Below are 22077 nucleotides of genomic sequence, written 5' to 3'. Positions count from 1 at the left end.
TCCACCTGCTTTAATATTGTTTCATTTTCGAACGGATGCGAGGATCGAAGAACGCATACAAGATATCAACGAATAAATTAACTAGAGAAATCGTAATCGCAATATAGACAACTCCGCCCAAAATACTAGGAATATCAGGTATAAATTGTTTATCAACGATGTAACTTCCAATCCCGCTAATATTAAAGACCTTCTCGGTCACAGCTGCCCCTCCGAGCATCCCTCCAAAAAGGAGACCAATGACGGTAATGACAGGAATCATCGCATTGCCTACTGCATGCTTCCAAAGAACTTGACGCTGACTGAGTCCTTTTGCTTTAGCCGTGATAATATAGTCCTCATTAATAACCTCAAGAGTTGATGAACGCATCATTCGTGCAATCGATGCGGTTAATCCTGTTCCTAATACGACCGCTGGCATAATAATGGATAACCAATTTTCAGGGCTAAAGGTTGCTGGAAGCCATTTTAGTTTTATAGAGAAGTTTAAGATGAAAATAAGTCCCTGCCAAAAGTTTGGTATTGATAATCCAATGAGCGCGATAAACATAAATGTGTAATCCAAAAACGAATTTGGCTTTGTTGCAGAAATAATCCCGACTGGAATGGCAATTAAGATCGCCATAGCGAGTGAGATCACTGCAAGGGTTAGCGTGATCGGGAATTTCCTTGCGATACTAGAGGCAACATCTTCGTTTCCTGTAAAGGAAGTTCCAAGATCAAATGTCGCAATTCCTTTCAGTGCATTCCATAATTGAGAAAAATAAGACTGGTCAAGACCATACAAATGATTAAAGGCTGCTATTTGTTCCTTTGTTGCTGTTTCACCAAGTATGTTTGCTGCAGGATCAAATGGTGATAAGTGCAAGATAGTAAATACAAAAAATACAACCCCAATAATGACAAACAGACTCATAATTAGCCGATCGAAAATGTATTTAAGGTAAGCATTGCTATACAAAAGAATAAATAAATACATAGGCAATCCCGGGATAAAAGTAATAAATAGGAAAAACGGATTTCGTATGAGAGATTGAAAGGTATCTTCAAATGTAATTTTTTTCTCGCCAAGCTTTTCAAGCTGCGAAATTGTCTTTTCAACCAGTGTTTTCTGGAACTGCTCCTCTGCCCATTGCTTTGCTATTTTATCTGCATCCTTTTCTCCTGCTTTCTCTCCAAAAAAAGCCTGCTTTCGCAGGATTTGCTCTTTATACTCCAGCATCCATTCTTCTTTATAGCCAGATATTAGCATTGCTTTCTTCGTTTCTAGAAATATCGTCGTGTATGAATCTTTCTTTTTCTTGGAAAGATAGATGAACAGGACAATCAGATGAACAGGTAATCCTAATAGTAAAATCAAATATTTATAGGATGGATGCTGCTGTATTTTACTATGTGACTGACAAAGGATTGCTGATAGTTTGAAGCTCTTTTCTGAGTGGCTTGTATTCACTGCATCCATAGGCTGCTCAGTTCCTCCTCTCATTTTAAATTGCATTATTCCGACCTGTATAGTATATTTTATTTCTAGGCTGCTATAAAAGTCAATATGTAGTTTTAATTGAAAATTTTTCATAATATATTTAACCAAGCTTTTTGATAATATATGCATGATGAAATTGATTTATATGTAAAAAGTGAAACTTCAATCATTCAATCAGAAGGGCTTTATTCCGCTGATTGTTAGTTGAACATATCGGGCTTATATGGGCTGCTGATTCCTACTTAGATTATTTTTTCTTTAAGAATCTTCCAGCCTATTAATCTGCGATAAATGAACATAATTGGCAGGTGTGAGTTTTGGAAACTATTTTACAGGTGAAAGATTTACGTGTATCCTTCCTTTCTCGAGAACATGAATTTGAGGCTGTTCGAGGAGTGAGCTTTGAAGTGAAAAAGGGAGAGACGTTAGGAATTGTCGGGGAGTCAGGCAGCGGAAAAAGTGTAACGGCACGTTCAATTATGCGCCTTCTTCCATCTCCTCCTTCCTATTTGAAAGAAGGGGAAATTACTTTCCTTGGTGATAATCTTGCAGACAAAACAGAAAAGGAGATGGAGAGGATTCGCGGTCGTGAAATCGGAATGATTTTTCAGGACCCAATGACGTCTCTAAATCCAACCATCCGAATTGGTAAGCAAATTGCTGAGAGCTTGATGAAGCATCAAAAGCTATCTAAGAAAGAAGCTAAGAAGCAAGCACTGGACATTCTGAAGCTTGTTGGGATTCGCAACAGTGAAGTGCGCTATCATCAATATCCTCATGAATTTTCTGGAGGCATGAGGCAAAGGGTGATGATTGCCATTGCACTTGCCTGCCGTCCTACGCTCCTTATTGCGGATGAACCGACGACTGCACTTGATGTAACGATTCAAGCACAAATATTAAATTTAATGAAGGATATGCAAGAGCGATTTGGCACCTCAATCATCTTAATTACGCATGACCTCGGTGTTGTAGCTGGCATGTGTGATCGGGTAGCAGTCATGAAGAAAGGGGAAATTGTTGAAACTGGAACTACGGAAGAGATATTTGAAAACCCAAAGCATCCATATACAAAGAAGCTCCTGCATGCTTTGCCGCGTCTTGATGAGAAGAAGAAGAAAAAACCCGCTCCTCTTATTTTACCTGGGACAGATTTGACTCTGCCGCTACTAGAAGTAAAATCATTGAGGCAGCATTTCGATATGGGAAAAGGCAAGGTGCTAAGGGCGGTAGATGATATTAGTTTTCATATTCGTGCAGGAGAAACATTAGGGCTAGTTGGTGAATCGGGTTCTGGAAAGTCCACAACAGGCCGTGCAATTTTGCGGCTACATGAGCCAACAGGCGGGGATGTATTATATCAAGGAATGCCTGTAAACCGCTTGTCAAAAAGCGAGATGAAAATGATGCGCCGACATATGCAAATGATCTTCCAGGATCCTTATGCTTCACTTAATCCGCGCTTTAAAGTACTGGATATTATTGGTCAAGCATTAGATGTTCATAAGCTATACAGCAGCAGGGAAGAACGAAAGAAAAGAGTCGAAGAATTGCTTGAAATGGTTGGACTTGAGGCGGCTCATGCTGAACGCTACCCACATGAGTTTTCCGGTGGTCAGCGCCAGCGGATCGGCATTGCCCGTGCACTTGCAGTGGAGCCAAAATTCATTGTATGTGATGAACCATTGTCTGCACTCGATGTTTCAATTCAATCGCAAGTAGTAACGCTGTTAGAAGATTTGCAGCAGCGTCTAGGACTTACCTACTTATTTATTGCCCATGACCTATCAATGGTTAAGCATATTAGTGACCGTGTAGCAGTTATGTATGCTGGAAAAATTGTGGAGCTTGCAGAAAGTGAAGAGCTTTATGCCAATCCGCAGCATCCATATACGAAATCGCTGCTTTCTGCCATACCGATCCCTGATCCAAAGGTTGAAAAGCTGAAGAAAAGGGTATTATTGGAAGAACAAACTGAGGAAGACAAATATCAATTGAGCAATTCTAAATTAGTAGAGATTTCGAAAGGGCATTGGGTCGCAGTACCAAGCTGATAGGAAACTTTTAAAATGCATCCAATATTATTGTTTTTACAATAAAATTTGGCAGGGTATGTAACTTTTTCTAGCTTTTTACGCCTATTTCAATGAAACAAAACATTTGAAGGTGGGTTAAAAATGAAAAAGCTACCAGCGCTAGTAACAGCAACTTTAATTACTGGTTTAGTGATTAGTACACATTCAGCCGTTGCATCTAGTCAACTGCCAAGAGAAACTCATAATGATTTTGCCAAGCAAGAGGATCGTCAACCTGTTGATTCAACTGATTTCATGGAATTTTCGGGGCTTATTACAGATGTGAAGAAGGATAAAGACTTTCTTACATTGATTGTTGAAAATAAAGATAAATCTTTAGAGATGCATTTTCCTCTATCTGATAACGTACTGTTATTCAATAGTGATACAACAGAGGCTTTTGACAAGGATCAATTAGTCAAAGGATTAACGATCACAGCTTACTACGATAAAAATAAACCAATGATCATGATTTACCCTCCAAGGACTACACCTGAAATAATTGTAGTAAATGGAAAAAACAGGGGGCAGGTTAAGGTTTCAAAGTTTAATGATCAGTATGTTAGTCTAGATAATGAGCTTAAGTTAAATATCGCTGAAGAAACGGTTCTTCTGAATAAACAAGGGGACAAAATTAAGAAAGAAAAGCTGCAAGGGAAGGAGCTAATCGTCTTTTACGATATCTCAACAAGGAGCATCCCAGCTCAAACGACACCAAAGAAAATAATCGCATGGGATAATCGCGACCAATTGTTCGAACAAGTGCAAGAGGCTGTTGGGGATGACTACTATATTAAAAATGGAATGAAGCTATTGCCGATTAAAAAGGTAGCAGAGCACTTAGGGTATAAAGTTAAATGGGACAGCAAAAACGCTAAAGTAGAATTAGGCAAACAGAACCAGACTATTCAAATCAATATCGGAAAAGAGAAATACAGCCTAAATCGCAGCTTAAGATCATTTGAAGTGGTGCCTGCTATTATTAATGATGCTCCTTTTGTTTCGGAAGAAATTCTAGAGGTATTACTAAATAATCAATAAACAGCAATATAGTTAAAACAGGTAAGATCGTCATATGACGGTCTTTTTTTTCTTAATGGGATAAATGACCAGGGTGCTTGCGCATTTCTTAATCGACATTTGGCTGACATATTTACTCTCTATGATACTAAAAAAGGGTTCGTAGACAATAGCTAATTATTGGAGTTATCATAAATAGTATATATACAAATGTCACTTTTCTAAATGTGAGGAGATAAATTGTGAAAACAATTTTAATTGTAGAAGATGAAATCCCGATTAGCCAAGTATTAAAAGTTTATTTACAAAAGGAAAATTTTAAGACCGTACAGGCTTTTGACGGGAATGATGCGATTGAAAAATTTAAAGAATATAAACCAGCACTTGTTCTATTAGATGTGATGCTTCCTGGAAAGGATGGCTGGGCAATTTTAAAGGAAATTCGCCAGCAAAGTGATTGTCCCGTTATTATGCTAACCGCATTAGGCGATGTCAATTATCGGCTAACTGGATTAAATGATGGGGCAGATGATTACATTTCCAAGCCTTTTATTGCAGAGGAAGTTATTGCAAGAGTGAACGCCGTTTTAAGACGCTCGCAAACGAATGACGGACATGTAAAAAACTTTGGTCAATTACAAATTGATCTCAAGTCCCATCGTGTAACTATTAATGAAGAAGAGATAGAATTGACCCCACGTGATTTATCCTTGCTTTTGTTCCTAGCAAAAAATCCTAATCAAACATTTACAAGAGATCAGTTGATTGAGCATGTGTGGGGCTGGGAGTATGAGGGAAGCGATCGTGCTGTTGATTTAGCAATTAAAAGATTGAGAAAATCACTTCATAAATGGCCAGAGTCAGATGGTGAAATTAAAACACTTCGAGGATTGGGGTATCAATTTTGTGTTAATAAAAAACAATAAGCGAATCTCGTTGCTGCGATACTGGACGAGTCGTTATTTAATTACACTTTGTATTGGTTTAGTTGTTATTGCCATAATCTCAGCTTTATGGATTCGACATACAACGCTTGAAAACCGATTGGATATGACTAAGCTGATGGCAGAGGAAATCGCTGATCGGTTTGTTGATATTAGTGAGGGACGTCCGATTTCTAAAGGAGATGTGCCGGGATCCCTTACTGATCGCGGCAGGTTTATGAATATCGAAAGTGATCCTTCTATTTATATAGTTGATACAGCTGGTACCATTCTTTCGAGTAATCGATCGTCTAAGCAAGTGTTTCAGCAGTTTCCCCGTATTATCTTGCAAGATGAAGAGAATGTTCAAAAGCTAAGATTAGAGGAACCTGGAAGTGACTTTTACGTAGTAAAGGCACCCATTGTATTGCAGGGTTATTCCTTTGGCTGGGTTGTCATTATTGAATTAGAGGATAACTTAACGCGTGTAAATCAGGAATACCGCCAGTTGGCAATCATGATCATTAGCCTTGCTCTGTTAGGCTGGGCAGCGATTTATTTTCTTTCACGCAGGCTGGCCAATCCGATTAAAGATGTTGCAAGAGCTGCAAAACAAGTCCAAGCAGGGGATTATAATATTCATCTTCCCGATGACATGAAGGAGCAGGAAGTATATGACCTTGTTCAATCATTTAAGGAAATGTCTAACCGTCTGCAAACATTGGAAACTCTCCGTACAGAATTGCTAGCAGGTGTGACACATGAATTGAAAACACCTGTTACATCAATTAGCGGTCTTTTGCAAGCTCTTAATGATGAAGTCGTTACAGGAGAGGAGGCAAAGGAATTTTTGGCGTTGTCCTTAAACGTGACAACAAAAATGAAAAAGATGGTAGAGGATTTACTAGCCTTTAATTCATTTGCTGCGAATGCGATCCCGGTAAATAAAGAAACTCATTCAATGAATGAGTTTATGGATGATTTTATCCATCAATGGGAAGTGATTCAGGAGGATGGAATCATTGATATGGTTTTTATTCCTCTTAAGAAGGACCGAATGGTACAAATTGATCCGATTCGACTTCAGCAGATCCTTACGAACCTTCTAAATAATGCGAGACATGCGATTGAGGGAAAGGGAAGAATAATAGTAACCCTTGCTGAAATGAGCAATGAGCTTGCCATTGATATAAAGGATTCGGGCAGCGGAATTCCTCCAGATGAACAAGACCTAATCTTCGAACGATTTTTTAGAGGGGAAGGGAAAAAGTATAAAATTAGAGGACTTGGACTTGGATTGCCATTCAGCAAAATGATTGCTCAATCTCTAGGAGGGGATCTAGTGCTCTTAAATAGCTCTCCGTCCGGGACGATATTTCGCATTACCTTGCCCGTTGATGAACGAAAGAAATAAAGCGAAATAGGGATGCCAGTGCTCTGCATGAGCAGGCATCCTATTTTTTAAAAAAATTTCTTCGGCTACTCAAAAAATAACAGAAAAACAATTGACCTTCACGTTGCGTAAAGGTGTAAGGTTAACACAAGGAGGTGAGCGAATGGAATATACCGTGCAGAAACTAGCTCAGCTAGCAGGCGTAAGTGCGAGAACCCTGAGGTATTATGATGAAATTAATATTCTCAAGCCGGCAAGAATAAATTCATCAGGATACCGGATATATGGCCAAGCAGAAGTCGATCGATTGCAGCAAATTTTATTTTACAGGGAGTTAGGTGTTGGTCTAGACAGCATCAAAAACATCGTAACTGCGCCTTCCTTTGATGGAGCTAAGGCACTTAGGGAGCATCGCGAAAAACTCCTGGAAAAAAAGAAACAATTGGATGTTTTAATTGCGAATGTGGATAAAACAATTGCTTTAACAGAAGGGAGAATAAAAATGTCTGATAGAGAAAAGTTTGAAGGCTTTAAGAAGAAAATGATTGATGAGAATGAGGAAAAATTTGGAAAAGAAATTCGTGAGAAGTATGGGGAGGACATAGTAGAAAATTCTAATGCAAAAGTGATGAATATGTCGCAGGAGGATTATGATAAAGTTACAAGTCTTGAGAATGAAGTCAAGGAAACGTTAGCTCAAGCATTTGCTCTAGGCGATCCTGCTAGTGACATTGCCCAAAAGGCGGCAGAGCTGCACAAGCAGTGGCTATGCTTCTATTGGAATGAATACAGCAAGGAGGCACATGCAGGTCTAGCGCAAATGTATGTGGAGGATGAAAGATTTACTGCCTATTATGATAAAGAACAGCCAGGGACAGCGGAATTTTTAAAAGACGCCATTCATATTTACACAGGTATGAAAAAATAGAATGATACAAAACGATTGGGTAGAAATATCCAGTCGTTTTTTTGTTAAAAAAATTCCTGACATCTTCCTGACACATTGATCCCTTAAAGTATGTCTTGTAAACCATATAAAACATATTCTTGAAAGTTGAAAAACTTGATTAAATACAAATGAAAGAAGGGTACACGATGAATGGACAAGACCAATTTAATGAAGGAAGCCGTACAGAAGTAAAACAGGAAAAAAGGTCCAAATTAAAAGGGGTTATATCAACTGTTTTGGCAGGAGTGGTTGGATCTGCATTAACACTTACAGCACTGCCGTACTTACCGAATATGAATACGAGTGAGGAGACGCCCAAAGCAATCGTTTCAGAGGAGCACACGGACACTAGCAGTAAATTGAATGTACAGCCAGTATCTGCTAATTCCATCGCAGATATGGTTGAACAGGCATCCAAAGCGATTGTAGGCATTGTGAATAAGCAGCAGCAAACCAACCGCTTCAATCAAACGAGTGAGGCAGTAAACAGAGGGACTGGCTCAGGAGTAATTTTCAAGCAAACAAGTGATGGGGCATATATTGTCACCAATAATCATGTGATTGAGAATGCCAATGAAATTGAAGTTTCTCTCCATGATGGGAAAAAAGTTAAGGCTGAGTTAATTGGAACAGATCCATTGACAGATATTGCCGTCTTGAAGATTGCAGGGGATGTCAAAGTAGATACATTGGCATTTGGCGACTCCTCTCAACTGCGTGCAGGGGATCAAGTGCTAGCGATTGGAAATCCGCTTGGACTTGATTTATCAAGAACAGTCACACAAGGAATAGTTAGTGCGGTTGATCGAACCATTGCTGTTTCCACATCAGCAGGAGAATGGGATTTAGAGGTCATTCAAACGGATGCAGCCATTAATCCCGGAAACAGTGGTGGAGCACTTATAAATGCATCAGGAGAATTAGTGGGAATTAATAGCTTGAAGATTTCTGAGAGTGGAGTTGAAGGGCTAGGTTTTGCGATTCCGAGCAATGAAGTGAAAATAATTATTAATGAACTAATTGAAAATGGGCAAGTAATCCGCCCATATTTAGGTGTTGGGCTAGCGAACTTTGAAGAAATTCCACCATTCTATTTGCAAAACATTCCTAGTGATGTAAAACAGGGAGTCATTGTAACAACGATCGATCCGAATTCTGCTGCGGGGAAAGCAGGACTTCAAGCAGAGGATATTCTTGTTTCAATAGGCGGGAATGAAATTACAAATGCAAATGAATTGCGGAAATATTTATACACCAAATATGCCGTTGGTGACAAGGTGAAAATTGAATTTTACCGTCAAGGAAAACTAAAAACCGTTGAAGTGACATTAACAAGTAACCCGTCTTCGAACTAATCGATTAAAAAGGAGAAATGAATGAAGAAAACAATTTGGATTTCAGGATCTGCTATTGTAGCCATTGCTCTATTAGTTAGCATTATTTCTATGTCGGAAAAGAATGTAGCTAGTGTGAATGGAGAGAAAATTAGTGAAAAAGAACTGAATGAGCTGCTCGTTGCTCAGTATGGATCTGAAGTATTAGATTCATTAATAACAGAGAAAATTATTAATCAAGAAAAGAAAAAGGAAAAGATTGAAGTAGGCAAAGAAGAACTCGATGCAGAGATGACAGCATATATGGAATCCTATGGCGGAAAAGATTCCTTTGAAGAAATCCTTGCAAACAGCGGAGTGAAAATGTCCACTGTTGAAAAAAATATAGAAAATTACTTAGTTACAAAGAAACTGCTTGAACCAAGAATCGAAATTACAGATGAGGAAATGAAAGGGTACTTTGAAGAGAACAAAGACAGCTACGCACAAGCTGAACAGATTCAGGCTAGCCATATCCTCGTGGAGGACGAAGCCACTGCAAAGGAGGTTCGAAAAAAGCTTGAAGAAGGGGAAGATTTCGCTGAATTAGCTGCCGAATATTCAACGGATACTTCAAACAATGAGGCAGGAGGAGACCTAGGCTATTTCACCCGCGGAGAAATGGTTCCAGAATTTGAGGAGGCGGCATTCTCTTTAGAGATTGGAAAAATCAGTGATCCAGTCAAAACAGAGCATGGATACCACATCATTAAGGTTTCCGATAAAAAGGAAGCGAAAGAAGCCGCATTTGAGGACGTAAAAGAAGATATCAAAACAGCACTGTTCGATTCAAAAATGGAGACGGAGTATCCCGCATGGCTAGATGAAAAATTTGAAGAGTATGAGATTGAAAACTTTTTAGAAGTCTAATGGACTAAACTATGCAAAAAGAGCATGGAGAATAATTTCCCCATGCTCTTTCTGATGACCATTAAGATTCATTTTTTAGCAGCCGAACACTTTCATCAAATTCTTTTTCTATTGATGGATTAAAGCGATAAGTAATTAAGCTGACGATGATCGATAGAATTAAGTTGATTGCAAAGCCAGGAACGATCTCATATAAAGTGTCCCCTAGACCAATGTTCTTCCAAATTATAACTGTTGCTGCACCAGCGATCATCCCAACAATGGCACCCCAATTCGTCATCTTCTTCCAATATAAGCTAAGAAGAACAACTGGGCCAAATGCAGCTCCAAATCCAGCCCACGCATATGCAACAAGGCTTAAGATCGTATTATCCTGCTCGAAAGCAAGGAGTGCTGCAACAATGGCAACAACTAGAACGGCCATTCGACCGAAGAATACAAGTTCTTTATCAGATGCGTTTTTCTTTAATAGTGTTTTGTATAAATCCTCAGTTAGAGCACTGGAAGTAACGATAAGCTGTGAAGAAATTGTGCTCATAATTGCGGCAAGTACTGCTGCTAATAAGAAACCTGCAAATAAAGGATGGAACACAATTTGCCCTAACACCAGGAATACTGCTTCCGGATTATTCAACGTATATTGGGAATTCTGGTGGAAAAAGGCGATTCCGATTAAAGCCATGAATACAGCTCCAAGTAATGAGAAAATCATCCAGCTCATCCCAATGCGTCGAGCACTTTTTGTCTCTTTAACTGTTGAAATAGCCATGAAACGAACGATGATATGAGGCTGGCCAAAGTATCCGAGCCCCCATGCCATAGCAGAGATAATTCCTAATACAGTTGTCCCTTTAAAGAAATCTAGCAGGGTTGGGTCAATGGTTCGAATCGATTCAAATGTGCCGCTGAATCCACCGGTATGTGATAAGGCTAACGTCGGCACAAGAATAAGTGCGATTAACATCATTAATCCTTGAACGAAATCCGTATAACTAACAGCTAAGAATCCGCCAAATAATGTATAGGCAACCACAACTGCTGATACGATTAAAAGACCCGTATGATAGTTTACATGAAAAGAACTCTCGAAGAAAATAGCCCCTGAAACCATTCCTGATGACACATAAAAGGTAAAGAATACAAGGATTACGACCCCTGAAACAATCCTTAATAATTTTGTTGAATCCTTAAAACGATTTTCAAGATATCCAGGTATAGTAATAGAATCGTTAGCTACTTGTGTGTAGCTTCGAAGACGTGGAGCAACGAAAACCCAGTTTGCATAAGCACCTAGTGTTAATCCAATGGCAATCCAAGCATCAGCTAAACCGCTTACATATATTCCGCCTGGTAAGCCCATTAATAGCCAACCGCTCATATCAGCTGCCCCAGCACTTAAGGCAGTTACTGCAGGTCCTAGTGACCGGCCCCCAAGCATGTAGTCAGTTAAATTGCTGGTTTTACGATAGGCATACCAGCCGATAAATAGCATTGCGGCCATATATATACCAATGGCAATTAGTTGAAGGCCAGATTCTGTCATTCATATTTCCCCCTTTGGATAGAAAAATAAATTATAAATAGAATAGAATTAAAACTATAAATATTCTAACACCCTATTCCAAAAAATGCGATGGAAAAAGTTAATAAAAAATACATATTTTTTTTAAAAACTACCTTGATTACCTTGTTTTTCTTGTTTTTTTCAATTTAGTCTATGTTTTATTATGCAATATCAATTGTTATTAACCATCTAAACTAAGCAGCTGAAATAAAAAAATGAGTTAAATAATTGGTGGATATTGTTATTTTCATATAATAAAATCCTTGATTTTAAGCTATAAAATTGAGATAGTGTATATTTTCCCATTTTATACTATTGGAAACTTTATTATCGATTTTTACTCTCTAGCTGTTTATTGATATGATGGAGTATGACTTTATTGATAAAAATGAGATCGGGTGAACAAATGAATAGAGCTATTAAGCTAAAAGTAAAATCATCACACAGCAAAAAGATACAAGCAGGCTTCCCGCTTCTGAATGAGAATGCAATCGAACAATTTCCAATTGGGATAACAGAAGGAACCATTATTAATCTTTTTGACGAAAAAAATCGCTTTCTTGGGAAAGGATATTATGGGAAACAAAATAAAGGAAGAGGATGGGTATTAAGCAGGAACCAACAAGAAGTGATTAATCAGAGCTTTTTTGAAAAGAAAATTAGAATGGCAATAGATAATCGTAAATTTCTTTTTAAAGATGAGGACACGAATGCATTCCGTATATTTAATGGAGAAGGGGATGGAATTGGCGGCCTTACAATTGATTATTTTGCAGGATATTATTTAGTGACTTGGTATAGTGAAGGAATTTACCATTTCAAGGATGCTATAATTCAGGCGTTAATAAACGTGGCAAATGTGAAAGGCATTTATGAGAAAAAGCGTTTTGCTGTCAAGGGAACTTATATGGATGATGATGACTTTGTGACAGGGGAACGGGCTACTTTTCCGCTGATAGTGAAGGAAAACGGTATTCACTTTGCTGTATATTTAAATGATGGAGCAATGGTCGGCATCTTCTTGGATCAACGGAACGTACGCAAGGCTATACGGGACAAATATGCCAAGGGGAAAAATGTGTTAAATACCTTTTCATACACAGGTGCATTCTCTGTAGCAGCTGCGCTAGGCGGTGCATCAAAAACAACAAGTGTGGACCTTGCAAATCGCAGTAAAAGTAAGACTATAGAGCAGTTTAATGTCAATGGCATTGATTATGAAGCGCAAGATATCCTCGTTGAGGATGTTTTCAATTATTTTAAATACGCAGTTCGAAAGCATTTGTTGTTTGATATGGTCGTTCTTGACCCACCAAGCTTTTCACGCTCGAAAAAGCATACGTTTAGTGCAGGGAAGGATTATCCAGCTCTCCTTGAACAAGCCATTCAAATTACGGCTGATAATGGGATTATCGTTGCTTCTACTAATTGCAGTACTTTTAATATGCAAAAATTTAAAGATTTTATTGAAAAGGCTTTTAGCGTAACAGGCGGAAAGTACAAAATTCTTGAAGAATATAGCCTTCCTGAGGATTTTAAGGTAATGAAGGAATTTAATGAAGGGAATTACCTAAAAGTAGCGATTATCCAGAAGCTTTCCTAATAGTTACTTACTATAGGTATGAAGAAGGGTGCAAGCTTAAAGCATGCACCTTTCTTTCTGGAATATAAAAGAAAAGAAACCGTGTTTCCTTTATCTTTGTCGAGGCACTTGCGTTTTTCTTATACAACCCCTTGTACGATCATTGCGTCAGCCACTCGAATGAATCCCGCGATATTGGCACCAACAACTAGATTACCAGGATAGCCATATTCTTCCGCAGCTTTCATACTATTGCGGTAAATGGTAGTCATAATTTCACGAAGCCTTTCATCAACTTCCTCAAAAGTCCAGGATAATCTTGCGCTATTTTGCGCCATTTCTAAGGCAGACACAGCCACACCGCCAGCATTAGCTGCCTTTGCAGGTGCAAAAAGGATATCGTTTTTAAGGAATTCATTAATGGCTGCTAACGTGGATGGCATATTTGCCCCTTCACCAATGGCCTTTACTCCATTAGCAACAAGGATTTTTGCCGAACAGTCATCAATTTCATTTTGTGTAGCACATGGCAGGGCAATGTCACATGGAATCGACCAAATGCCGGAACTGCCTTCGACATATTGGGCATGGGGATGCTCATAGACATATTCACAAATACGTTTCCCTTCCGTTTCCTTTAATCGTTTCACCGTTTCAAGGTCAATCCCATTTCCATCAAAAATATAGCCGTTTGAATCACTGCAGGCAATAACCTTAGCACCTAAGTCCATTGCTTTTTCTATTGCATAAATTGAAACATTGCCTGATCCGGAAACAATAACGGTGCTGCCTTCGAAGCTTAGACCTTTATCGGCCAACATCTCTTCAACGAAATAAACGGTCCCATAACCTGTTGCTTCTTTACGTCCTAAGCTGCCTCCATAACCGATTCCTTTACCGGTTAAGACACCTGCTTCATAAGCACCTCGAAGTCTCTTGTACTGTCCAAACATATAACCGATCTCTCTTGCACCGACACCGATGTCACCTGCTGGAACATCGACATCAGGGCCAATATATTTACTTAACTCTGTCATGAAGCTTTGTGTAAAACGCATAATTTCGCCGTCAGATTTTCCTTTAGGATCAAAATCAGCTCCCCCTTTTCCACCACCGATTGGCAGGCCAGTTAAAGAGTTTTTGAAGATTTGCTCAAAACCGAGGAATTTAATGATGCTGGCATTTACCGAAGGGTGGAAGCGGATACCTCCTTTATAGGGTCCAATTGCACTGCTGTATTGAACTCTAAACCCACGGTTTACCTGGACTTTTCCGGTATCATCTGTCCAAGGCACACGAAAGGTAATCACCCTTTCTGGTTCCACGATTCTTTCGAGGATTCCATGGTTCATGTATTTTGGATGTTTAGAGAATACAGGTACGAGCGAATCAAATATTTCTTCCACAGCTTGGTGAAATTCGTATTCGAAAGGATTACGCATTTTGACTATTTCAAACACGTTATTAACATATTCCATTGCTATCGTTGTTTCACCGTTCTTCACTTCTTCTAATGTTTGCATAATGATCAAACCTCCTATATAGAAATGAAACTGTATAATTACTCAAATAGTTGGATTTTCTAATAAGAAAATTTTATAATAGGGAAATAATCTGAACAATATGAATTATAGATGAGATCAATGCCTGTATGAGATGAATAGGGAAAGAGGGGAATGGCTTGGAATTACGGCAGATCCAATATTTTATGGAAGTGGCAAAAAGAGAGCATGTGACGGAAGCTGCTGTTGCTTTACACGTTGCACAATCAGCCGTCAGCAGGCAAATCTTTAATTTAGAAATGGAATTAGGAGTCGATTTGTTTTTTCGAGAGGGGAGAAATGTACGCTTAACACCGATCGGAAAGATATTTCTGGAGCATATGGAAGAAGCGATGACGGTTATCGAGAATGCAAGAAGAGAAGTCGACGAGTATCTCGATCCGGAAAAGGGGACGATACGCATTGGATTTCCAAGCAGTTTAGCTGCCTATACATTGCCAACCGTTATTTCTGCATTTAGCAGGAGGCATCCTGATGTTAAATATCAGCTTCGTCAGGGCTCCTACCATTCTCTTATTGAGGGAGTTATTAGAGGTGAAATGGACATGGCCTTCCTTGGTCCAGTACCGAAGGAAGAGAAAAAGGTGCATGGACACATATTATTTACGGAAAAAATGGTTGCCTTGCTGCCGAACAGGCATAAACTTGCAGATAAGAAATCGTTAAATTTAAGCCAGCTGCGCGACGATTCCTTCGTCCTATTTCCTAACGGATATATTTTGCGTGAAATTATTATGAATGCCTGCCAGCAGCAAGGATACCAGCCGAATGTTTCATTTGAAGGAGAAGATATCGATGCCATTAAAGGGTTGGTTTCAGCGGGACTAGGCGTGACGGTTATTCCTGAAATTACATTAATTGATAGCTTGCCACGACAAACAGTTAAAATTCCCATTATTGATCCTCAAGTCACCCGAACAGTCGGCGTTATTATCCCGACTGACAGGGAAATGCTGCCAACGGCTAAGCTTTTCCACGCATTTATCATAGAATTTTTCCATATGCTAGGCAGCTTCCAAAACTAACCGAGTGCCTGGCACCGTTCGTGGACAAAATGAGGGTGAATGTCTTTTCCAAATGGACATTAAAAAACACGATGAGTGCTCAAATAAAGCATCATCGTGTTTTGTTTAATGTGTTATTCTAATCCTTCAATTACTAATTCTTTTGCAGGCAAGAAAGATTCACCTGTATCCAAGTATTTAACCTTTACCGGATCACCCTCCTGCAAGTAAATGGCCATTGGGCTATTTTCAGAGGAAATCACAAAGCTTTGGCGAGTATTTAATAGGAAGGAAATTGTCGTAAAATCACCATTTTTTTCTTTATACACTCTTACGACTGTTCCGCTTATTTGTTTTTCCTCCGCCTTAGAGCTGCCATCAACCGTTCCTCCGCCTCTTTGCAATGCCGTTTTATACAGCTTTAATGCTTCATTTGGAGTCGAGGCATAAACAGAAATTTCCGGATTGGCAGCAGAAACGATAAAGTAATTTTGCAGAAATCCATTCGCATCCAATACGGGTGTTAGCCAGCTAGCTTCTCCATAGAAATTATAGAGAACAGGCATTTCACCGCTCCATTTCTTTTCAATAAACTTTTTCTCGATAATCTGCAGTGCCCCTTGTGAATCCATGTAGGACTCTTCAAGATTTCCTGTATAGTAGGTGGCTTCCCCTGTTCTTGAGTTTGTTAATGAATACCCAAGCATCGAGTCTACCCCTTCTTTCGGGCTAGTAAAATCTGTGAAGTAGAACATTTCTCCGTTTTCATCAAAAATAGGACTAACATTTGCTTCTGTTCCTTCATCAGAAGGAAGCTTTACATCCTTTTTACCAAACTTACTATTCCAGAATCCGTGAATATAATTACCGAAGTAGCTATTTTGCAAGCTGACCACTTCTGGTGAAACGGCCCCGTCAATGAAGGATGGTATATCCTTTAATGGATAGTCTTTTGTATTCCCCGTTTTCGGATCGACAGCAACGATTCCTTTCACATCAAATCCATTTCGGGCAGAAACAAAATTGCCGTATGAACGAATATAATGAGGTTTCCCTTCATCATCAATCTCTAATTGGACATCCCCATAAAAAATATATTGCGGATACTGCATCCGAATATGGCGTTCAATATTTTTACTAAAATAGGAGGAAGGTGTATAAACCATCTCTGCTTTTATGAATTTAGGATTTGCAGAGGAATCTGTAGCACTAATTGTAAAATAGCCTGGTGTTTCATCTCCGTTCAGCCATTTAAAAAAGCCGGAAAATTCAACAGGTGCTATATAGACATACTCTCCATTTACTTTTTGAATCTGCAGATTTCCTAACTCATAATAGCTTGTGTTTGGAACTTGCCCAAAGGCCTTCTTCATTTTATTCCGCGCAAATTGTGGAGGAACACTTGCTGGTGTTTCATTTTCGTCAAATGTTTCAATTTCTGTTTTTATATCCATTTTAGCAATTTCATATTTTTTATCCGCATTGAATAGAAAAGCAGAAAGGAAAAAAATTGCAACGGCAAGGCTTGCTAAAAATAAGATGGCTTTAATCATTCTTTCTTTCCCAGTTGAAAGTACTGTGCCAGCGGCTGTAATAATAACAGCTAATATCCATAGCGAAGATAAATTGCGGTCTAGATTTGTAACATAGTAGAAAATAAATACGCTAAGGATCAACAGGAGAATGAATGCGATAAGAAATTTTGATTTTGGCTGTTTTTTTTCTTCACCTTTATTTTTGGAAAAAGGGATTAACACTAGCGCTGAGGCTAATCCGATAATAAGTGAGAATAATAATATGTGTCCCATTTGATCACCCTTTCGAGAATTTCACTTCTTTCCATACGGATAGGATACTAGTAAAGTTTCATCGCTAAATTGAAAGTGATATGACTTTAGATGTAAAAAGCAAATAAAAATTGACAGTTGTCCTATATTTTATTAAATTTTATTTATATTCTAATTATTTAGAATATAATTGAAACAAAGGGGATGAAATAATGGGGAAAACGGGTCAAAAAGGCAATTCGAAAAAGGGGGAGAATTTTGAAAAGATTGTTCAATCAAGCCAATTTCGCGAACTGATGGCTGCTAAGAAAAAATTTTTAGTGCCATCAATTATTGTATTTCTAGGACTGTATTTATTATTTCCAATTTTAATTTCCTATACAAATGCATTGGACAACGCTGCAATTGGGGACATTTCATGGGCCTGGGTATACGCTTTGTTGTTGTTCGTTATGACCTGGATAATGGCAACCATATATATGAAAAAATCAGCTTTGTTTGATCGAATGGCGGAAAAGGTCTGGAAGGAAGATGAGTCAGAAAGGAGAGAAGCTAAGTGAATATGACTGTAGTCGTTTTATTTCTACTAATAGTCGCCATGACACTGGCCATTACTTACTATGCTGCGAAAAGAACAAATACAGCAAATGAATTTTATACGGCTGGGGGAGGATTAACGGGTTGGCAAAATGGTCTGGCGATAGCAGGAGACTATTTATCTGCAGCCTCTTTCCTTGGAATTGCTGGTGCGATTGCTTTAAGTGGATTTGATGGGTTCTTATTTAGTATTGGCTATCTCGTTGCATATTTAGTCGTTTTATTTATTGTAGCCGAACCACTTCGAAATCTTGGGAAATATACATTGGCAGATATGATTAACTCTCGTTTTGATGCAAAAAAGGTAAGAGGGACAGCTGCTTTGAACACGATTACGATTGTTATTTTTTACATGATCGCCCAATTAGTTGGTGCAGGTGCCTTAATCAAACTATTGTTCGGGATTGATTATTGGTTGGCAGTGTTAATTGTTGGAATCATGATGACGATCTATGTTTTGTTCGGAGGGATGACAGCAACAAGCTGGGTGCAAATTATTAAGGCCGTTCTGTTAATGCTCGGTACAATTATTATTTCTTTTTTAGTACTTTCTCGCTTCAACTTCAATATTTTCGAAATGTTTACCACCATGAAAACAGCGACACCTTTAGGCGAAGCCTACTTAAATCCAGGTGTAAAATACAAGGTGCCACTAGATACACTTTCCCTCATGATCGCGCTTGTGTTTGGTACAGCGGGACTCCCACATATATTAATGAGATTTTTCACTGTAAGAGATGCAAAAACGGCAAGAAGTTCAGTTATTTGGGCGACTTGGATCGTTGGAATATTTTATGTGATGACAATATTCCTTGGCTTCGGAGCGGCAGCATTTGTTGGTGCAGATATCATTCAAGCAAGTAATGCAGCTGGGAATATGGCTGCTCCATTACTTGCGAAAGTGTTGGGCGGAGATATCTTAATGTCATTTGTGTCCGCAGTAGCCTTTGCAACGATTTTAGCTGTAGTTGCAGGTCTAGTTTTATCAGGTGCTTCTGCATTTGCCCATGATATTTATGGACAAATCATTAAAAAAGGAAAAGCAACTGAGAAGGAGCAGATGCTTGCAGCTAAATATGCTTCATTAGGTGTTTCCGTATTCTCTATTTTATTAGCGCTTTTTGCTCAAAATTTAAATGTAGCTTTTCTCGTCTCTCTAGCATTCTGTGTCGCAGCTAGTGCAAATCTGCCTGTTATTGTTTTCACAATTTATTGGAAGCGTTTTAATACTACTGGGGCAATGACAGGAATGATTGCTGGACTTGTCTCTTCTCTTATACTTGTAGCGATTAGTCCAAGTGTCATCTCACCAGTTGAGGGGGCGGCATTGTTTACTGGCAATCCAATTTTCCCATTAACGAATCCGGCCTTGCTGTCTGTTCCAATCGGCTTTATCGGGTCAATTATTGGTACGCTTGTTTCCAGTAAGCAAGATGCCAAACGGTATGCAGAGGTTAAGGTTAAAGCAAATACTGGTTACCGTGCACCATTGTCTTAAAAAAAAGAGGGGAAAGTACATTATTTTTTGTGCTTCTCCCTTTTTTAATTTCAAAAAATGTATCCTTCCAAGAAGGAAAAAGGGCAGAAGGAAGAGAAATGAGACTACTAGACTCGTTAAAGTTTTTTAATGAAAGGATGATTTATATGAAGTCTAGACCAGAGGCAAATGAATATGCCCCTTATTATTCTGGATATATTGATTTAGTGCCGGATGGAGACATTGTACATATATTAATAGAGCAAGTGGAGGAAACGATTCAGCTTCTGCAAGGCATCTCTGAAGAACAGAGCCTTTTTCGATATGCTTCTGGAAAATGGAGTGTAAAGGAAGTCATTGGCCATGTAGCAGATACAGAGCGGATTATGGCATATCGTCTACTTTGCATTGCTCGTGGGGAAACGATATCGCTGCCTGGTTTTGATGAAAATCCCTATGTACTGAATGCGTCCTTTGATCGCTTGCCTATTCAAGCGCATATTGAAAATTTAAGGGCTGTGCGGCAATCAACGGTTCAATTGTTAAAGGGGCTGGAATCTAAAGGATGGACTAGAATTGGCAGTGCAAACGATGTAGATGTTTCAGTCCGTGCACTTGCATATATTATAGCAGGACATGAGTTACATCATTGTCAATTGTTAAAAGAACGCTATTTAATATAATAGCCATGAACCGAAAAACTGCCAACTTGTTTTGGCAGTTTTTTATTTTTCTGGAAAAAGTGTCACAAAAATGCGAACTGAACGACTAATCGGTATGAATGTTAAAAAGTAGGTGAGTGGGATTTGGATAATGAGAGAAGGCATCTTGTGATGGAATGGTATGAATCCTATTATGATGATGTTTATCGTTTTATCTTATATATGCTTGGAGACAAACAGATTTGTGAGGATTTCGTACATGATACATTTGTTCGGGCATATACAGCGGTAGAGCGATTTGATCACCGCTCCGGTGTAAAAACATGGCTAATTAGTATTGCTAAGCATTTAGTTTTAGATGAAATCCGTAAACGAAAGCGGAGAAAGCTATTTCCAATTGAAAAGGATATCCCATCAACCTTAAATGTGGAGCGGCTGTTTGAGAATAAAGAAGCTGTACTTGAGCTGATGAGTGATATTCAAAAATTAAAGCTGAACTACCGAATGGTACTCATTTTAAAAATGGTTGAAGATTGCTCTACAAAGGAAATTGCGGATATTCTAGATTGGTCTGAACCAAAAGTGCGCAAAACATTCTCAAGAGCACTGCATTCACTTAGAAAAATAAGTCAGAAGGAAGAAGGAGATGGACAGTTTGAGCAAACATTATGATGATCAATGGAAGCAGCTTCAACAACTTCAACCTTCAAGTCATGAAAAAGATCAAATAAAGCGAAGAATTTTGAAAACAATTCAAGAGGAACCTGTAAAAAAATCACCCAATATACTATTTCCATTGAAAGGAATCGTTACTGCTTGTCTTCTTGTTCTTATTTGTGGAAGCTTCCTCTGGCTTATTCTTCAACATAGTGGAGAACCTCAAACAGCAGACAAACCGTCTATTGATTATGAGAGATTTAGTTGGGCGCTCGAGGATGTCTATAGTAAAAAAGCGGACGAAGGCTTGGAACTTTTTCAAGAGAAGCAATCAGTACCCGTTGGAACAGTTAAGGAAGTAACTGAAGAAGAAATGATAACAATTACTTCACAATTGCCGATGTTTGTTGAGAAGGAGCTTGAACATTTTCCCTATCCAACAACGATGTATATTGAGCATGTGAAAATGGTGGATACGGCACTGAGATACCATTTCTTTATTCCAAACAAGGAGAAGTGGATTCATTTCACTTTTGATTATCCGAAACTTGAATATGCGGAAATTTTCCAGGCGATGTCAACATTGGCATTTGATGATACGAAGCCATATCATCATGGTGAGCAGCTCTATGTCAATCATGGTTATGGAAGAATGTTATTTCCAGTTGGATTGAAGCCATACTCGATTACCCTATATAAGGAAATTTATTATTGGGATGAAGGCTCTGACAAGGCGTATTCGAAATATATAGAAACGATTCTTTCGTCTGGGGGGTGGAAGAGAAAAGCCTTTGGTGGAAGAAGTCATACATTTGTTTCAATAGATGGGAATGAGGTAGTTAGCATCACATGGAATGGAAAAGATTTAACTTTTGAGTTTGGTTATCCGAATAGGGATGAATAATATGGTGAAAAATCAGACCTTTTTTTGAGGTCTGATTTTTTGTGGAAAGAATCTTTTTGGAGGTGTTTGAATGATTATAGCAAATAAATCCAACAAATTAATATATTTTTTTAAATCATTCTAATATTTTATTGTGTTCTAATAAGTTAGAATGTAAAATGTAACTAGATCGACAAGATAAATTTAAGAGGTGAT

The 22077-nt window shown here is 38.6% G+C and carries 18 protein-coding genes; 14 read left to right on the top strand and 4 right to left on the bottom strand.

What is annotated here, in order from left to right; all coding sequences use genetic code 11:
- Positions 1-10: 10 nt before the first annotated feature.
- On the bottom strand, positions 11-1462 hold the full coding sequence (locus RUH74_RS08915) for an ABC transporter permease (RefSeq protein WP_313799945.1): 1452 nt from the start codon (positions 1460-1462) through the stop codon (positions 11-13).
- A 338-nt stretch (positions 1463-1800) separates the two neighbouring features.
- On the opposite strand from RUH74_RS08915, the gene RUH74_RS08910 reads away from it, so the two are divergent.
- The 7 genes from RUH74_RS08910 to RUH74_RS08880 all read left to right on the top strand — a co-directional run bounded on the left by RUH74_RS08910 (position 1801) and on the right by RUH74_RS08880 (position 10086).
- Positions 1801-3537 (top strand): ABC transporter ATP-binding protein, encoded by a 1737-nt coding sequence (locus RUH74_RS08910; protein ID WP_313799944.1) that lies wholly within the window; start codon positions 1801-1803, stop codon positions 3535-3537.
- A 123-nt stretch (positions 3538-3660) separates the two neighbouring features.
- Positions 3661-4599: a copper amine oxidase N-terminal domain-containing protein gene (locus RUH74_RS08905; RefSeq protein WP_313799943.1), complete on the top strand. Its 939-nt coding sequence runs from the start codon at positions 3661-3663 to the stop codon at positions 4597-4599.
- Between the two features lie 221 nt (positions 4600-4820).
- Complete coding sequence (locus RUH74_RS08900) at positions 4821-5504, top strand: response regulator transcription factor (RefSeq protein ID WP_313799942.1); 684 nt, start codon at positions 4821-4823, stop codon at positions 5502-5504.
- Entirely contained in the window at positions 5485-6915 is a 1431-nt protein-coding gene (locus RUH74_RS08895; RefSeq protein ID WP_313799941.1) for a HAMP domain-containing sensor histidine kinase, read from the top strand. Before RUH74_RS08900 ends, RUH74_RS08895 begins: the two co-directional genes overlap by 20 nt.
- A gap of 142 nt (positions 6916-7057) precedes the next feature.
- On the top strand, positions 7058-7822 hold the full coding sequence (locus tag RUH74_RS08890) for a MerR family transcriptional regulator (RefSeq protein WP_313799940.1): 765 nt from the start codon (positions 7058-7060) through the stop codon (positions 7820-7822).
- Positions 7823-7989: 167 nt separating this feature from the next.
- A complete protein-coding gene (locus RUH74_RS08885; RefSeq protein ID WP_313799939.1) occupies positions 7990-9198 on the top strand; it encodes a S1C family serine protease in 1209 nt (402 codons plus the stop codon).
- Between the two features lie 21 nt (positions 9199-9219).
- Positions 9220-10086, top strand: a complete 867-nt coding sequence (locus RUH74_RS08880; protein ID WP_313799938.1) for a peptidylprolyl isomerase — start codon at positions 9220-9222, stop codon at positions 10084-10086.
- Between the two features lie 61 nt (positions 10087-10147).
- Here RUH74_RS08880 and putP read toward each other — a convergent pair whose 3' ends face one another.
- Positions 10148-11629 carry a sodium/proline symporter PutP gene (putP, locus tag RUH74_RS08875; protein WP_313799937.1) on the bottom strand — a complete coding sequence of 494 codons (1482 nt, stop codon included), beginning with the start codon at positions 11627-11629 and terminating at the stop codon, positions 10148-10150.
- A 427-nt stretch (positions 11630-12056) separates the two neighbouring features.
- On the opposite strand from putP, the gene RUH74_RS08870 reads away from it, so the two are divergent.
- Positions 12057-13253, top strand: a complete 1197-nt coding sequence (locus RUH74_RS08870) for a class I SAM-dependent rRNA methyltransferase (protein ID WP_313799936.1) — start codon at positions 12057-12059, stop codon at positions 13251-13253.
- 119 nt (positions 13254-13372) lie between these two features.
- Here RUH74_RS08870 and gdhA read toward each other — a convergent pair whose 3' ends face one another.
- Complete coding sequence (gdhA, locus tag RUH74_RS08865; RefSeq protein ID WP_313799935.1) at positions 13373-14755, bottom strand: NADP-specific glutamate dehydrogenase; 1383 nt, start codon at positions 14753-14755, stop codon at positions 13373-13375.
- 158 nt (positions 14756-14913) lie between these two features.
- Here gdhA and gltC point away from each other — a divergent pair, with 158 nt between their 5' ends.
- The gene (gene gltC, locus RUH74_RS08860; protein WP_313799934.1) at positions 14914-15819 is read left to right on the top strand and encodes a glutamate biosynthesis transcriptional regulator GltC; all 906 of its coding nucleotides are present in this window, start codon (positions 14914-14916) and stop codon (positions 15817-15819) included.
- Between the two features lie 113 nt (positions 15820-15932).
- Here gltC and RUH74_RS08855 read toward each other — a convergent pair whose 3' ends face one another.
- Positions 15933-17606, bottom strand: a complete 1674-nt coding sequence (locus tag RUH74_RS08855; RefSeq protein WP_313799933.1) for a hypothetical protein — start codon at positions 17604-17606, stop codon at positions 15933-15935.
- Between the two features lie 191 nt (positions 17607-17797).
- On the opposite strand from RUH74_RS08855, the gene RUH74_RS08850 reads away from it, so the two are divergent.
- From RUH74_RS08850 to RUH74_RS08830, 5 genes are all read left to right on the top strand, one after another.
- The gene (locus RUH74_RS08850; protein WP_313799932.1) at positions 17798-18145 is read left to right on the top strand and encodes a DUF485 domain-containing protein; all 348 of its coding nucleotides are present in this window, start codon (positions 17798-17800) and stop codon (positions 18143-18145) included.
- On the top strand, positions 18142-19680 hold the full coding sequence (locus RUH74_RS08845; RefSeq protein ID WP_313799931.1) for a solute symporter family protein: 1539 nt from the start codon (positions 18142-18144) through the stop codon (positions 19678-19680). The genes RUH74_RS08850 and RUH74_RS08845 overlap by 4 nt, the downstream gene beginning before the upstream one ends.
- A 146-nt stretch (positions 19681-19826) precedes the next feature.
- Positions 19827-20342, top strand: a complete 516-nt coding sequence (locus RUH74_RS08840) for a DinB family protein (protein WP_313799954.1) — start codon at positions 19827-19829, stop codon at positions 20340-20342.
- Between the two features lie 123 nt (positions 20343-20465).
- Entirely contained in the window at positions 20466-20993 is a 528-nt protein-coding gene (locus RUH74_RS08835) for an RNA polymerase sigma factor (RefSeq protein WP_313799930.1), read from the top strand.
- Entirely contained in the window at positions 20977-21882 is a 906-nt protein-coding gene (locus tag RUH74_RS08830; protein ID WP_313799929.1) for a hypothetical protein, read from the top strand. Before RUH74_RS08835 ends, RUH74_RS08830 begins: the two co-directional genes overlap by 17 nt.
- Positions 21883-22077 lie beyond the last annotated feature (195 nt).

The organism is Cytobacillus sp. (genome assembly GCF_032154635.1).
GTDB lineage: Bacteria > Bacillota > Bacilli > Bacillales > Cytobacillaceae > Cytobacillus.
This window is presented reverse-complemented; position numbering and strand designations above follow the sequence as displayed.